The sequence below is a fragment of the Flavobacterium sp. MMS24-S5 genome (assembly GCF_050320125.1).
Lineage (GTDB): Bacteria > Bacteroidota > Bacteroidia > Flavobacteriales > Flavobacteriaceae > Flavobacterium > Flavobacterium tyrosinilyticum.
On the sequence record NZ_CP190016.1, the window covers coordinates 1,011,890 to 1,027,188 of the forward strand.

Consider the following 15,299-nt stretch of genomic DNA (forward strand, 5'->3'; position numbering starts at 1 on the left):
TGGAACTCCGGCAGAGATAATTAAAAGCCTGATTAATGTAACTCTAAAACACTAACTCAACCAAAATTTATATTAGTTTCTTTAAACTCTCATAAACTGACAATTCTACGTCAGCATGATCTTTTGTATTGCATTGCTCTATTAGACTTTTTAAATCTGCTGGTTTTAAAGTCGATTTATTATCTAATACAAGCAATAATTCTTGCGATGCATCACTTAATTTTTTTGACAAAGGCAAAATTGGCTGCACTAATGGCGCATTGGCACTTAGCGCTGTTAAGTCTTTATTTACAGCAATCCATTTATTAAAAAATGCTGTTACTTTTGCTTTATTATCAGCCGATTTATTTGTTAAATATTGATCTACTGCAGCATCAAACGCAAGTGCATCTTTTGCGTCTGGTCCGCATGCATCTGCAAACAAGGTAAACGGAGAATACATCTGGTACTCTGTTCCTCCTTTGTTACGAGTATATCCTTTTAAAGGCTCACTAACTTTAGAAAATTCTTCAAGCGACTGAATGTTTTGATTGTTGGCAATATTTCTTAAAATAACATCTTTGTTACGAATGTGCGTAATGCCTAATTCTTCTAATCTGAAAGAGATCTGCTCTAAACGTTTGCGCATATTTTCTACATCCACTACATCTTCCGCAGACCACAATCTTTCAGCAATAGCAGCTGTTCTTGGCCAAACTCGAGAATCTATCGTGGTTGGTGTAGCCAATTCTGTCCACATTGTAGCTTCTCCACCCAAGATTCTTGCTTTTTCATCGCTGGTTAAATTAGCTCCTTTTGGCATCGGATCATTTAAATAATGGCTTGCTATTGGGTACATTAAATCGATATAATAGCCATTTGAAAGAACGGTTTTGTATCCTTTTTTAACTGCATCTACTAAAGATTGTCCTGCTGGCATTCCTTCATTTGGCACCTCTCCAAGAATGTACAATAGCTTCTTTAGATAAATCTTTTGTCAAGATTTCTTCCCAACCCATTAATTGCTTTCCGTGCTTTTTTAACATCGGTGCCAATTGCATGGTAAAATAAGTTTGCAATTCGTGGTTGGTTTTTAAATTATGCTTCTTTTTGAATTCTTGAATCTTCGGATTTGCATCCCAATCTTTTCCTTCGTTTTCATCTCCTCCAATGTGGAAATAAGCGCCAGGAAATAATGGACAAACCTCATCAAAAACTTCACTTAATAATTGATATGTTTTAGGATTTGAAGGATCTAATGTTGGCGAAAAAATACCCGCATTTCTTTCAATTCCATAGGTAGCAATTGCTGTACCTTGAATATTTTTTTCGGATGTTCCTCCTGTCAGCGTGATTACTTTACTGCCAATTTCTGGATAAGCCGTTAAAATTGCAGATCCGTGACCTGGAACATCTATTTCTGGAACAATTAAAATACCGCGCTCATCTGCATATTTTACGATATTTTTAATTTCCTCTTGTGTATAATACATTCCATCCGAAGCTAATTGAGTAAACTTTGGATGTTTTTTCATTTCGATTCTCCAACCTTGATCATCAACCAAATGCCAGTGAAAAACATTCATTTTCACAGCTGCCAATGCATCAATATTTCTTTTAATTACGTCAATTGGCTGAAAATGTCTTGAAACATCAATCATTAAACCTCTCCATGTAAATCTTGGGAAATCTGAAATTTTTGAAACTGGAAAATAAAAAGATTTTGAGTTGTTTTGAAGCATCTGCAACAATGTCTCCAAACCATGTAAAGCTCCTAAATCGCTTGAAGCGTTTATTGTTATTTTATTAGAAGTAATATCTAAATGATAACTTTCGTCTTCGTACAAACCAATTTTACCGCTTTTAGTGCAATTGATCTGCAATTCTGCATTTGGAACTTCATTTAGTTTTTCAATAAAACCTTGTTCGAAAAATATACCTGTTCTACCATCTAAGCGGCGCAAAAAACGAGTTACTCCTCCAAATATTCTAGTATTTGGATTTCCTGTAATGTTTACTTTAAAATTTTTAGTTAAATTAAAATTACCTTCATTAATAACAACATTCTGAGGCCAAGGCATAAGATTTAGCTGCTCCTTCTGGACTTGAGCACCTGCTGTTAAACCTGCAAATAATAGTACAAATAGATATTTCATTTTTCTTTTTTTTGGTTGGATAGCTTTTTATAAGTATCCTAAATTTATAAAAAAAACAAAACTCAGAATGATTTCAGCTTTTACCTCACTTTGCTATGAGATCAATCTGAATTTTGCTATTTGATTCATTCTAAAATGAATCGGAAAAAATTTTTAGTAATCAAAACGTTTAAAAGCTTCGATCGCTTCATATTCAGCCAAACCTAATTCATCATACAAAATGGCTGTATTTTTATTTCGATCTTCTGCCCTAACCCAAAATTCACGAGAGTCATTACCTTGAAACATCACCCTGTCTTTTTGAGACTGATGGTGTAAAATAGCATGACGTTTCAACAAAACCTCTGATGGGCTTAATGGAACTGCCATATCAATTTCGTGAATATCCCACTCGTGCCAAGCTCCTCTATAAAGCCATAACCAGCAGTCATCCATGTACGGTTCTGGTTTAAGTTCTTTTAGAGCGGCAAAAATGGCATTTAAACAAACCTCATGTGTTCCGTGCGGATCGGCAAGATCTCCAGCAGCAAAAACTTGATGTGGTTTTATTTTTGCAATAATATTTTTTACAATAGCAATATCTTCTGGCCCTAACGGATTCTTTTTAACTTGCCCCGTTTCATAAAAAGGAAGATCTAAAAAGTGTGTATTTTCATCTTTCAGTCCAATATATCTTGTTGCTCCGTAAGATTCTCTTCTTCTAATCAATCCTTTTAATTTTCGCACTTCCAAAGAATCGATCTGATTTTCAGATTTATTATTTAGAAATTCGATTACTGATTTGAAATTGATATCTGATTTTTCATTTCCGATAAAATCGCTGGCAACTTCTGCAAATTTTAAAGCTTCATCATCTGAAACCGCAATATTTCCAGAGGTCTGGTACACTACGTGAACATCGTGTCCTTGTTTGATTAACTTCGAAAATGTTCCTCCCATAGAAATCACATCATCGTCTGGGTGCGGACTAAAAAGAATAATTCTCTTTTTTGCCGGATTTGCCCTTTCTGGACGAAATGAATCATCTGTGTTTGGTTTTCCTCCTGGCCATCCGGTAATAGTGTGCTGCAAAATATTGAACATATTAATATTCATATCATAAGCAGAACCTTCTTGAGCCAAAAGATCAGACATTCCGTTATTGTTATAATCACGGTCTGTCAATTTCAGAATAGATTGTTTTGTTTTTTGACATAACCAAACAATCGCTTTACTTTTTAATTCAGGAGTCCAAAGACATTCTCCAACTAACCAAGGCGTTTTGAAACGGGTTAACTCTGAAGCTGCTGACTGATCTAAAACAAAAGTTGCGTTTGGATGATTCTGCAAAAATGTTGCTGGAATTTCTGAACTGATATCGCCTTGAACTGTTCTTTTTATAATGTCTGCTTTATTTTGCCCCCAAGCCATCAAAACAATACGTTTTGACCTCATGATGGTTGAAACCCCCATTGTTATGGCACGTTTCGGCACATTATCTATGCCATTAAAAGCAGATGAAGCATCGACTCTAGTGATGTGATCTAAGGTAATAATTCTTGTTCCTGAATTGATATGCGAACCTGGCTCGTTAAATCCAACGTGACCCGTTCTACCAATTCCAAGCAATTGAAAATCAAGTCCACCTGCATTTTTAATATTCATTTCATAATCGATACAATATTGATTGATTTCTTCAATTGCTACTGTACCGTCAGGAATATTTATATTTTCAGGTTTGATATCAATGTGATTAAAAAGATGCTCATGCATGAAATAATGATAGCTCTGATTGTTCTCCTTAGTCATTGGATAATATTCGTCCAAATTAAAGGTGATAACATTGCTAAAACTAAGTCCTTCTTCTCTGTGCATTCTCACTAGTTCCTCATAAACTTTAATAGGAGAAGAACCTGTTGCCAGACCTAAAACACAAGATTTATTTTTCTCCTGCTTAGACCTAATTAGCTGCGCAATTTCCTGGGCTACAATTACAGAAGCATCAATCGAGCCTTTAAAGATTTCAATATGAATTTTCTCAAATCGAGTTTCTTCAAATTTTCCCGCGCTTTTGTAACTAATATCAGGTTTTATTTCTAAAGCACTTTTCATTTCTTTTCTTTTTTGTAGTAATTACCATTTTGGTTTTAAGAATGGTATAGATCGCTTTCGCCATCTATACCATACTACTAACCAAACTTAATATTCTCTTTTTTTTTAGAAATTTGGAGCGTTAACATCCCACCAAGTTCTTGTTCCACCATTGTCAGGACCGTTAAGTTTTGCAATACCTGTTTTAAGACCTTCTGGGTTTCCGTCTTTTTCAGTTGAAACAAAGTTGATTCTTCTTACACCATATTCAGTTGTAATTGCACCAGCACTTTGGTTGTTAAGAATTGGTAATAATTTTGGGTAACCTGTTCTACGGTGTTCAGCCCAAGCTTCCATACCGTCAGGGAAATTAGCAATCCATTTTTGAGTAATGATTTTTTGTAATTTTACTTCGTTGCTTGCAGCATCATCCCAAGCAACAGTTACTTTATTCACCGCTAAACCACTATTGAATGGAGCAACTGGATCTACATAATCTTTAGCTGTTTTTACATTATTTGCAATATAATCAGCAGCACCACCTACAGAAAGCTGTTCAAAAGAAGCCGTAATACCTGCTTTGTAGAATGTTGCAGCGTCACCGCCCATATTCCAACCTCTTAAAGCTCCTTCTGCTCTTAAGAAGTAAATCTCAGCTGCATTTAACCAAACAACTTGTTTGTCTTCATCTATTATCTTACCAAAATTCGAAAAATTAATGTGTTTTGACTTATCACCAAGAATACCACCTGTACGGATTCCTTTATATTCTCCAGGAAACTCTTCTGAAGTTTTAAAATAAACACTTATTCTAGGATCATTGTAACCTCCCATGATAGACTCCATATCTGCAGACATACGGCTATCATTATATTCGTAAGCAGCAACTCTAAGTGGGTGTTGCGAAACATCTTTATTCACAATAAAGCTGTCTGCATTTACTGTCATTACACCAAATTTTTGGCTAACAGCTTTTTCAGCTTCCGCTTTAGCTAATGTTGGATTTGCTTTTACAATACGCATTGCTAATCTTAAACGTAAAGAATTTGCATATCTAACCCATTTTGTATAGTCTCCTTTATAAGTCGAACGATCGATTTTTGTAAAAGAACTTACTTCTCCTGCATCAATTCTTTTTGTTAATTCCGCAACAGCAAAATCTAAATCTTTAAACATTAGGCCATAAGCTTCTTCTTGAGAATCATAACCAATTGCTGCATCTGTAGTACCTAATTTAGAATAAACTATTGGTCCCATGAATCTGCTGCTTTATGCAAAGTCTGTACTTTTACTATAGTTGCTAAAGCATAAAACTCATCATATTTTCCTTTAGATGCAGCTTCAACTTTTAAGTAATTTGCCATAACCTGTGTATAGATAGCTTCCCATCCCCAAAGGTTCCAGTTGTCAGAAAGTGCATAAGAAAGGTTATTATTACCGTCAAAACCTGGTGCTGTAGTATAACCTCCCCAAGTATTACCAGATAAGTCAATAGCCACCTGATACTTCCACCCTGGCACATTTACCATCACATTGTCAAACATTGTAGTAAAGTGCCTTTAATATGATTAAAGTCTTGCGTTAGTTCTTCTTGTGTAAAACCATCAGGATTACTATTAATCTCGTCAAAATTCGATGTACAACCAACTAAGGCCAAAAGACTAAGACCAACTAGTGATTTTTTTATATTATTTGTTTTCATGATGTTTTAATTAGAAAGTTACATTTAAATTAAGACCAATACTTCTTGTTGATGGTAAACCATAAATATCAACACCTTGCAAGCCCTGACCTGTACTTAAAGCAATGTTTGGATTGAATGGTGCATCTTTATAAAAGAAGAATAAGTTTCTTGCGATTAATGATAAAGTTGCTGTATTAACAAATGGAATTGCTTTTTTATTGAAGGTATATCCAAGCGAAACCTCTCTTAAACTTACATTTGTTGCATCATAAACATACTCAGCAGTAGCACCGTTAAGACCACCTACAGCTTCATAGTATTTTTGAGCATCTATTTTAGTCACTTTGGTACCATCAGGCATAACTGCATTTACAGCAACACCACCAGCATTTCTAGCATCTGCAGATCTTTTTGATACCCCATAAAAATCATTCATACCTTCAGTAATACTCATTACATCTCCTCCAAAACGACCATCGATCAAGAAGTTAGCTGTAAAAGAACCAAATTTGAATGTGTTTGACCAACCTAACATAAAATCAGGGTTTGCATTACCAACTTCATGGAAATCAGCTTCAACTGCTAAATTTCCTTTATCATCTAAAACAATTTCTCCATTATCATTTCTAACAATACCTTTTCCTTCAATCACACCAAATGGTCTTCCTTCTGTTAAAGAGTATCTGTAGTTAATGTTATTTACAGGAGTTAATGGAATTTTACCTCCTAATTCTTCTGGAATTTCTTTTACTTTATTTTTATTGTGAGAATAATTTACCATAGTTTCCCATGAAAATTTTTGCCCCTCAATAATTTTACCGCTAACAACAATTTCAAGTCCTTTATTTTCTATACTACCAGCATTTATTCCGTAGAAAGTATAACCGTAAGGGTTTGTTGCCGGAGCCGGAACTTGAATGTATTGATTTTTAGTTTCTGAGTTGTAGTAAGAAATTTCAAAACCTAATCTATTGTTGAACATTCTCCATTCAGTACCAAATTCAAATTCTGATTTCAATTCAGGTTTCAATCCTTCACCTGGTCTTGGGCCTACTACAGGAGGAATAATATTACCACCTTGAATAGTCGATTTTGGAGAAGTCACAAAAGCAGAAACGTCATTACCCACTTGAGCATAAGTTCCTCTCACTTTTCCGAAGTTAATCCATTCTGGCATTGTTGCCATTTCACTAATAAGAGCAGTAACCCCTACAGATGGATAAAAATAAGATGAAGTATCAGTATTTACTAAAGTAGAAGACCAATCATTACGTCCTGTAACATCTAAGTATAACATGTTTTTATAACCAAAAGTTGCAGAAGCAAAAATTGATTGAACCTCTCTTGAAGAACCTGTAGCCTGAAGGCTTAAGTTATCTAAACCACTTGCACTTGCAAAATTCCCCAAAGTAAACAAGTTAGCATTTACAAGCCCGCCAACAATACCAGAATCTAACGTAGTCTGTTGATTTGCTAATGTATTATTGATACTTGCTCCTACGATAGCATTAAAGCTAAAATCTTCGTTGAAATTAGTATTAATTTTAGCAATCAAATCTCCATAACGCTGTGTGCTTAAATTAGCAACGTTTATATATCTACCGTTTATATTAGATAAAGAAGTATTGGTCGTAGCATAAATCTTTTTATCATAATCATTTTCAACTCTATTATAGCTATATCTTGCAGCAATGCTTAACCAATTGTTTGCTTTGTATTCTAAAGCTAAATTTCCGTTGAAGAAATTATCTTTATCAACAGATTTATTTCTGTTAATTAACCAATAAGGATTCTGAACATAAATATCAGCATTTGGTGCGCTGTAAAAGTTTTGGCCGTATAGGTTTCTAGAAGGAATAAATGTTTCGAAATTATCTTTGTAATAATTAAAGTCATTTCCTCTTTGGAACAAATAAACTCCCGTTAATGGGTTTGAGTAAAGTCCGTTTACAGGTCTGTTATTAATCGTTTGCGATGTATATTTTGCATCAGCAGAAACAGTTAATTTATTGTTGAAAAATTTACCCGTCTGACGGATTCCAAAATTGTTTTTCTTTAAGCCATTACCTTCAATAACTCCTGAAGCTGTAGTATTAGCATAAGATATACTTGTTGAAGAAATATCAGATCCCGTTGTAAAAGCAGCAGAAGTAATTTGAGTAACTCCTGTGTTAAAGAAGTCTTTTACAAAATCATTCGATTGTACTTTTCCTCCCCAAGATTTTTGTGCATCCGCTGTTCCATATTCATACTGAAATTCTGGTAATGAATGAACAGATTCAAAAGTAGTAACAGAAGAAACAGCTAAATTTCCTGTATTTTCTTTAACTTTTTTAGAAGATAATAAAATAACCCCATTTGCTCCTTGAGATCCGTATAAAACAGAAGCTGCTGCACCTTTAAGTACAGTCATTCCTTCGTAATCGTCTGGATTAATCAAAGAAATAACATCTCCTCCGTCACGGTTTCCTCCAGCAGTGCTACCAAATGAATCATTTGACGCATTTGTATTACCTTGCTGATTTGAAGTACCATTATACATAGGAATACCATCAATAACGTAAAGTGGCTGGCTATTCATGATCGAAGAGTTACCACGAATTACAACTTTTGTAGATCCTCCAGTACCTCCAGAACTTTTTGTTACAGCAACACCCGCAATTTTACCTGCAATAGTATTAATAACGTTGGCATCTTTTACACGAGTCAACTCTTCTCCTTTAAGCTCTTGAGCTGCATAAGTCAAAGATTTTCTTGTTTTCTTAACACCTAAAGAAGTTACTACAACCTCATTTAATGCATTTGAAGCCGCTTGAACCATCTTCACATTAATTGTAGCAGCATCTCCTACAACTATTGTTTGAGTCTCTAGTCCTACGTAAGTAAAAACTAAACTTTGACCTTTTTGAACTTCAATAGTGTACAATCCGTCAAAATCGGTAGTAGTTCCTTTTTGACCTCCTTGTACAGCAACAGAAGCTCCAGGTAATGGCATACCATCAGAATCTGTAATCACACCCTTGACATTTTTTACTTGTGCAAGTGAAACTTGCGCCGTAAAAACAATCATAAAGATTAAGAAAATTTTTTTCATGTTTATTTTATTTTGTTAGTTATGATGTAAAATTATTCTTAAGGCATTGTTAAAAAAAATAAATTAAACCAACAGCAATAAAATTTAAACGAACGACATAAAACATTCAATAATACGCTTTACGAAAACGTTCTAATAGAAAAAATAAGCACAAATATCCTTTTTTTGCAAAATTTTATTCAAAAAAATTGGCTCTTTGCAGTTAATTGTTTAAAGTTGCACAATATTTCAATATTGTTAAGAAAAACCAAAAAAAAACGCAAATAACTTAAAACCAGTTGAAAGAAATACGAAAAGTTAAATTTGATATTAAACTGCAAAATCATATCTGGTTTTGGGGAGTATATTTTACTTTAAACTTTTTAAGATGGGGAGCTTACTTTAATGATTACCCTTATGCATTCAAATCTAATGTAATCGAATTCTCACTAGTTATTCCGTTAGTGTATTTGAATTTATTTGTTTTAGTTCCCAAGTATGTACTAAAACAAAAATACATACTGTATACTTTTTTGCTTCTAGTAAGTTTGTTTGTTATGTATTTGCTCAAAACGGCCCTAACCTATTATATTATATCAGAAAATATCTGGCCAGAAGCAAATCGCGAATACCATCCTTTTGAGATCAATCACATTGTTGCTGTTTGTATAGGAGAATTGTATGTTCTAGCAATGGCTTCTTCTGTATATCTTACTTTAACCTGGTTAAGAGAGCGTGAAAGAAATAGATCATTGAGAGAAAATCAATTTAAAATAAAATTAAAATATCTAGAAAATCAGATTCAGCCTCATTTTTTCTTTAATACATTAAATAATCTGTACGCTTTATCTTTAGAATCATCAAAGAAAGTTCCAGATGTAATCATCAAACTTTCTAATTTGATGGAGTATGTTTTGTATGATGTAAAAGGAACCAAATTTGTTCCGCTTATAAAAGAAATAGATTATATTCAGAACTATATCGAAATCGAAAAACTTCGTTTTGAAAATGTTGAAGTGACCATAAATTTAGAATCTAATATAGAAGATGTTGTTGTACCGCCTTTAATCTTTATTTCTTTGGTAGAAAATGCTTTTAAACACGGTGGATTAAACAACAAAAATTTAAAAATAAAAATCAATTGCAAAGTTATAGACAACAAAGTACTCGATTTTGAAATCTTAAATAATTTCGTAATTTCACAAAATCATAATCAAAAAAAAGGAATTGGTCTCGTTAATACAAAAAAGAGGCTAAAGCTAATTTACAAAAACAATTTTAGCCTAAAACAGCAAACCAAACTAAATTTCTACATAATCAGATTGCAAATACCAACTCAGAATGAAGATTAAATGCGTGTTAATTGATGATGAGCCTCTAGCTATCAAAGTCTTGCAAAATTATTTTACCAATTTTACAGATTTTGAAGTTGTTGCGACATTCAATAACTCTCTAGAAGCGCTCGATTTTATCAACAGTACTCCTGTTGATGCTGTCTTTTTAGATATTAACATGCCTATGATGACGGGTTTTGAACTTATTAGTCTTATCGAAAACAAAACCAAAGTTATTATTACCACTGCATTTAGAGAATTTGCTGCCGAAAGTTATGATTTGGATGTATTAGATTATTTGGTAAAACCAATTCCGTTGCCAAGGTTTATCAAATGCATCAACAAAATTACTACCGAATACAATCTTAAAAACAATATCAAGATTGAAACAGCAAAAGGAGATTCTCATATTTTTATCAAAGTAGATAAAAAAATGATGAAAATTAATATTGAAGAAATTCTGTTTGTCGAAGGAATGAAGGAATATATAAAAGTTGTCACTCCCGATAAAACCTATATTACACATAAATCTCTTACATCCTTATCTGAAGAATTGCCTGCAGATCGCTTCCTTAGAATACACAAATCTTATGTAATTGCATTAAATAAGGTGAAATCTATAGAAGGAAACCGCGTTCAAATACAATCTTACAACATTCCGATAGGCAGAAACTACAGTAAAGAAGTTAAAAACAAGATATTGGAATAAAATATAATTACGAATTACATTTTCTAAGTAGGTTAAAATTAACACTTTGTTGAAAAAACATAGCCGTTGGTTTAAATTTAACATTATTTATACCTTTTTATTTTTTTTTGATAATCCTAACAAATATATTTACGGTCTTCAAAAAACAATAAAATAAAAAATTAACCTTATTATTATGAGTTCAGAAAATGTGCAAACCAAATGGGGGCAATTTATCTCTTTGATAATCGTCTTCTTCTTTTGGGGTTTTGTTGGTTCAGCCAATGATATCCTGATTCCAGTATTCAAAAAAGTATTTACGTTATCGCAAGTACAATCTCAATTAGTAGCATGGGCTTTCTACGCTGCATATTTTGTTGGATCAATTATATTCTTCATCGTTTCTTTAAAAGTAGACGTTTTACAAAAATACGGCTATAAAAAAACACTATCTGCAGGATTAATTTTATCAGCAGTAGGTTCATTCCTATTCATTCCAGCAGCTACAATTCAAAGTTTTCCTTTCTTCTTAACAGCTTTATTCACAGTAGGTTTAGGATTCTCTATCCAACAGATTGTTGCAAATCCGTTAGCTATTAAAATGGGAAGTCCAGAAACTGGAGCGCACCGTTTAACTCTTGCGGGAGGAATCAACTCTTTCGGAACAACAATCGGAGCTATTTTATTAGGTATCGCTTTATTCGGAATGGGAGATAACAAAAAAACAGCTCTTTCATTAGAAGATATTAAATTGCCTTTCATCATTTTAGGTCTTGCTTTTATTGCGGTTGCGGTATTTATGAATTTCTCAAAAATCGAAGATCCTGTAAAAGAGGAAGAAGCAATAATCAAAGAAAAACACAGTAAATTCAACATTCTTGACTATCCACAATTATACTTGGGTATGTTAGGAATTTTTATTTATGTAGGAACTGAGGTAACTATCATTAGTAATTTACCTGCTTTATTACACACTAACGAATTCGGAAACATCTTAGAAGACGCTGTAGCACCGTTTATTGCGCTTTACTGGGGAAGTTTAATGATTGGCCGTTGGAATGGTGGAGCAAACGTATTTAATACTTCAAACTTAGTAAATACGGCACTTAAATTTATCGTTCCTGCTGCGGCATTTGGAGTAATCATTGGAGCAAATATTTTTGCTGCTCACGATGTTTCTTCATTCTATATCTACCCATTCTGGATTTTACTATTTATTGCGGTAAGTTTTATTGGTGGTAAAAATGCTGGAAAAACATTAATGCTTTTCGGAATTTCAGGATTAACCATGATGGCATTAGGATTAGCATGGCCAGATCCAGAAATTGCTAAATTCTTCTTTATTTCTGGCGGATTGTTCTTATCTATCATGTGGCCTTCAATCTTCGATTTAGCGATTGCAGGATTAGGGAAAAACACAGGAAAAGCATCTTCTTTCTTAATCATGATGATTCTTGGTGGTGGAGTTATTCCATTGGTACAAGGAAGTATCTGTGATTTAGATGCAACAAATCCTAACGGAATTTTCGGTATCACTTACACTCACTTCTCTTACATTATACCGCTACTTGGTTTTGCATATTTAGGATTCTACGGTTTTTACTGTCCTAAAATTCTAAAAAGACAAGGTATTAGCCATATAGAAAGTGCTGGTGGTGGACACTAAAAAGTAAAAAACTCCAATATATAAAAATCCAAATTCCATTTTAAAACTGGAATTTGGATTTTTTTATTTAAAGAAGAAAAAAACTTAGAAGCTTAGCATCTCAGAATCTTAGCAACTTTTATTTGGCATTAATAATATTACTCAAGTTCTTCTTAAAAAGAGCCTTATTTTGAACCGTTAAAGGATAAACCACATCTTTGTCCGCATGAACAATTACTTTATCTATATCGGCATTTAAAAGCGCTTGCGGATCTTTTATCTTCAAGGTGCAGGCTCCATCAAAAAAGCCGTCATCTTCTATAGTTTTTCTAGCTTCTATTTTTGTTCCGTCACTTAAGATTGCCGAAATCGTCATTTCGCTATTTAATGTTTTCGAATAAAATCCATCCATTACCAGCAAAAGACGATATGAATTTTTTAATTCCGAACCTTTAAACTCATGCCTCGTAATATTATATCGAAGACCTTTGGCGAGAGTTTGAAATTTAACTGAGCAATCTAGCTCATAAGTAGCAACATCGCCCGCTTCATTTACCGAAGTAATAACTTTAGCAGCTTGAGCGTTTATAGAAAAACTCGCTACAAAAAAAGACAACATAAATAAGATAACTTTCATATTTAACTATTTAAGATTCAATATAAAAGTAAAAAAAAATCGTCTCTTCTCGTTAGAAAAAAGACGATTATAATTTTGTAAATATCTGAGGATTATTTATTTCCTTTTTCAAAGTCAGCTACAAACTGAGCTAAACCGATATCTGTCAATGGGTGTTTCAATAAACCGTAAATTGCAGAAAGAGTCCAGTCATAACGTCTGCACCAATTTTAGCACAGTTTACAATATGCATAGTATGACGTACAGAAGCTGCTAAAATTTGAGTTTCGTAACCGTAGTTATCATAAACCTCTCTAATTTCTTGAATCAAATTCAATCCATCAGTAGAAATATCATCTAAACGCCCAACGAATGGAGAAACAAAAGTTGCTCCAGCTTTTGCAGCCAAAAGTGCTTGTCCTACAGAGAAAACAAGAGTTACGTTAGTTTTAATTCCTTTATCAGAAAAGTATTTTGCTGCCATAACACCTTCCTTAGTCATAGGAAGTTTTACAACAATCTGCTCATGTAATTCAGCCAACTCCTCACCTTCTTTAACCATACCTTCAAAGTCAAGAGCGTTAACTTCTGCACTTACATCACCATCAACAAGATTGCAAATGTCAACATAATGCTTAAGGATATTGTTTTTTCCAGTGATTCCTTCTTTTGCCATTAATGACGGATTAGTTGTTACACCATCCAAAACACCTAAAGCTTGTGCTTCTTTAATTTGAGCTAAATTAGCTGTGTCTATAAAAAATTTCATAATTTGTTTAATTAAAAATGGTTTGTTTGTATTTATAAATTTCTTTTCAAATAAATTCTTTTAAAGAAATCTAGCTGCAAAATTACAAAATCAATACCAATAAAGATTTTAAAATTAAAACCATTTTAAAATTATATGTTAAAAATAAGTGTGTTTTTTACATTTTTCTACAGCTTATAATGATTCATAAGCATTTTCTCATACATTTTATCTGGAAGCGCACGTTTTAAAACAATCGAAAACTTCTGCATAAAAGCGCCCACTTTATAATGTACGTTTGGTTTTTTAGTTTGAATAATTTTATAAACTGCTTCTGCCATTTCATTTGGATTACTTCCTGCATCAACATGATCATTCATTGTGGCTAGAACATCGCCATAAACCTTTTCGTAAGCAGAATCTTTAATAACTGGGGCGTGATAACGTCCGGCAGCAATATTGGTTGCAAAATCTCCAGGTGCAACATTCGTGATTTCGACACCAAAAGCTTTTACTTCCATTCTCAAAGCTTCAGTAATCAATTCCAAAGCTCCTTTCGATGCAGAATAAACACTTCTATACGGAAGTCCCATATAACCAGCAATCGAAGTAATATTAATAATAAGTCCAGAATTTTGCTTACGCATTTGTGGCAATGCTGCTTTCATAACTTCAATTGGACCAAAAAAGTTAGTCTCAAAATTATTTCGAATTTCCTCAGTCGGAATTTCCTCTAAAGGTCCTGTAATTCCAACTCCAGCGTTATTAATTACAATATCCAATCTTCCAGAAGTTTCGATAATTTTGTTTACCGCTGTTTTAATAGAATCAGAATTTCGAACATCTAAAGCAACTAACGGAAAAACTGAATTTAAAACTTTCTCAGGATTTCTGCTTGTTCCGTACACGACAAAACCTTTTTGGTGCAAAAATTCACCAATAGATTTTCCAATTCCTGATGATCCTCCGGTAATTAAAACGACTTTGCTCATTTTTTAGTTATAAGTTATGGGTTATGAGTTATAAGTTTTTGGAATTGGGTTTATTTTGAACTACATAAAGCAGACAATTTTGAACTTCTAACCAATAACATCTAACTTCAGATAGGGTCAAAAATAAAAAAATCCTCCTAAAAGGAAGATTACAAAACTATTAAATTCTAAAAAAAAATGGCAAGCGACCTACATCGCACCGCTCAACCACGTACCCTTGCTATGTTCCCATCCTGGGGGAGTCTGCAGGAGCTGGTCGTGTAGGACTTGCCGGTGCAAATATACAACCTTTTTATATTTTTGCAAGACCTTTG

8 protein-coding genes, 1 other RNA gene and 3 pseudogenes are annotated in these 15,299 nt (G+C 33.4%); 3 read left to right on the forward strand and 9 right to left on the reverse strand.

Annotated elements, in window-relative coordinates; all coding sequences use genetic code 11:
- Positions 1-67: 67 nt before the first annotated feature.
- The 5 genes and pseudogenes from ACPWTF_RS04330 to ACPWTF_RS04350 all read right to left on the reverse strand — a co-directional run bounded on the left by ACPWTF_RS04330 (position 68) and on the right by ACPWTF_RS04350 (position 8,983).
- Positions 68-2,135 (reverse strand): annotated as a pseudogene (locus ACPWTF_RS04330) (beta-N-acetylhexosaminidase).
- A gap of 153 nt (positions 2,136-2,288) precedes the next feature.
- A complete protein-coding gene (nagB, locus tag ACPWTF_RS04335) occupies positions 2,289-4,226 on the reverse strand; it encodes a glucosamine-6-phosphate deaminase (RefSeq protein WP_250836718.1) in 1,938 nt (645 codons plus the stop codon).
- 105 nt (positions 4,227-4,331) lie between these two features.
- A pseudogene (locus tag ACPWTF_RS04340) lies at positions 4,332-5,749 on the reverse strand (SusD/RagB family nutrient-binding outer membrane lipoprotein).
- On the reverse strand, positions 5,734-5,907 hold the full coding sequence (locus tag ACPWTF_RS04345) for a hypothetical protein (protein ID WP_427874570.1): 174 nt from the start codon (positions 5,905-5,907) through the stop codon (positions 5,734-5,736). The pseudogene ACPWTF_RS04340 and the gene ACPWTF_RS04345 overlap by 16 nt, the downstream one beginning before the upstream one ends.
- Before the next feature lie 10 nt (positions 5,908-5,917).
- A complete protein-coding gene (locus ACPWTF_RS04350) occupies positions 5,918-8,983 on the reverse strand; it encodes a SusC/RagA family TonB-linked outer membrane protein (RefSeq protein ID WP_427874571.1) in 3,066 nt (1,021 codons plus the stop codon).
- A gap of 278 nt (positions 8,984-9,261) precedes the next feature.
- Between ACPWTF_RS04350 and ACPWTF_RS04355 the strand changes: the two genes are divergently transcribed.
- The 3 genes from ACPWTF_RS04355 to ACPWTF_RS04365 all read left to right on the forward strand — a co-directional run bounded on the left by ACPWTF_RS04355 (position 9,262) and on the right by ACPWTF_RS04365 (position 12,650).
- Positions 9,262-10,314, forward strand: a complete 1,053-nt coding sequence (locus tag ACPWTF_RS04355; protein WP_427874572.1) for a sensor histidine kinase — start codon at positions 9,262-9,264, stop codon at positions 10,312-10,314.
- The gene (locus tag ACPWTF_RS04360) at positions 10,304-11,005 is read left to right on the forward strand and encodes a LytR/AlgR family response regulator transcription factor (protein ID WP_095930523.1); all 702 of its coding nucleotides are present in this window, start codon (positions 10,304-10,306) and stop codon (positions 11,003-11,005) included. The genes ACPWTF_RS04355 and ACPWTF_RS04360 overlap by 11 nt, the downstream gene beginning before the upstream one ends.
- A gap of 175 nt (positions 11,006-11,180) precedes the next feature.
- Positions 11,181-12,650, forward strand: coding sequence for an MFS transporter (locus tag ACPWTF_RS04365; RefSeq protein WP_250836722.1), 1,470 nt, complete (start codon positions 11,181-11,183; stop codon positions 12,648-12,650).
- A gap of 118 nt (positions 12,651-12,768) precedes the next feature.
- Here ACPWTF_RS04365 and ACPWTF_RS04370 read toward each other — a convergent pair whose 3' ends face one another.
- From ACPWTF_RS04370 to ffs, 4 genes and pseudogenes are all read right to left on the reverse strand, one after another.
- Entirely contained in the window at positions 12,769-13,266 is a 498-nt protein-coding gene (locus ACPWTF_RS04370) for a hypothetical protein (protein ID WP_427874574.1), read from the reverse strand.
- Positions 13,267-13,358: 92 nt separating this feature from the next.
- A pseudogene (fsa, locus tag ACPWTF_RS04375) lies at positions 13,359-14,014 on the reverse strand (fructose-6-phosphate aldolase).
- 167 nt (positions 14,015-14,181) lie between these two features.
- Positions 14,182-14,985 (reverse strand): SDR family oxidoreductase, encoded by an 804-nt coding sequence (locus tag ACPWTF_RS04380; protein ID WP_320492011.1) that lies wholly within the window; start codon positions 14,983-14,985, stop codon positions 14,182-14,184.
- 175 nt (positions 14,986-15,160) lie between these two features.
- An RNA gene (gene ffs, locus ACPWTF_RS04385) (signal recognition particle sRNA small type) lies at positions 15,161-15,258 on the reverse strand.
- Positions 15,259-15,299 lie beyond the last annotated feature (41 nt).

Excerpts from the sequence above, each read along its gene's own strand:
- nagB (WP_250836718.1), bottom strand. The coding sequence starts at position 4,226 with ATGAAAAGTGCTTTAGAAATAAAACCTGATATTAGTTACAAAAGCGCG.
- ACPWTF_RS04345 (WP_427874570.1), bottom strand. The coding sequence starts at position 5,907 with ATGAAAACAAATAATATAAAAAAATCACTAGTTGGTCTTAGTCTTTTG.
- ACPWTF_RS04350 (WP_427874571.1), bottom strand. The coding sequence starts at position 8,983 with ATGAAAAAAATTTTCTTAATCTTTATGATTGTTTTTACGGCGCAAGTT.
- ACPWTF_RS04360 (WP_095930523.1), top strand. The coding sequence starts at position 10,304 with ATGAAGATTAAATGCGTGTTAATTGATGATGAGCCTCTAGCTATCAAA.
- ACPWTF_RS04365 (WP_250836722.1), top strand. The coding sequence starts at position 11,181 with ATGAGTTCAGAAAATGTGCAAACCAAATGGGGGCAATTTATCTCTTTG.
- ACPWTF_RS04370 (WP_427874574.1), bottom strand. The coding sequence starts at position 13,266 with ATGAAAGTTATCTTATTTATGTTGTCTTTTTTTGTAGCGAGTTTTTCT.
- ACPWTF_RS04380 (WP_320492011.1), bottom strand. The coding sequence starts at position 14,985 with ATGAGCAAAGTCGTTTTAATTACCGGAGGATCATCAGGAATTGGAAAA.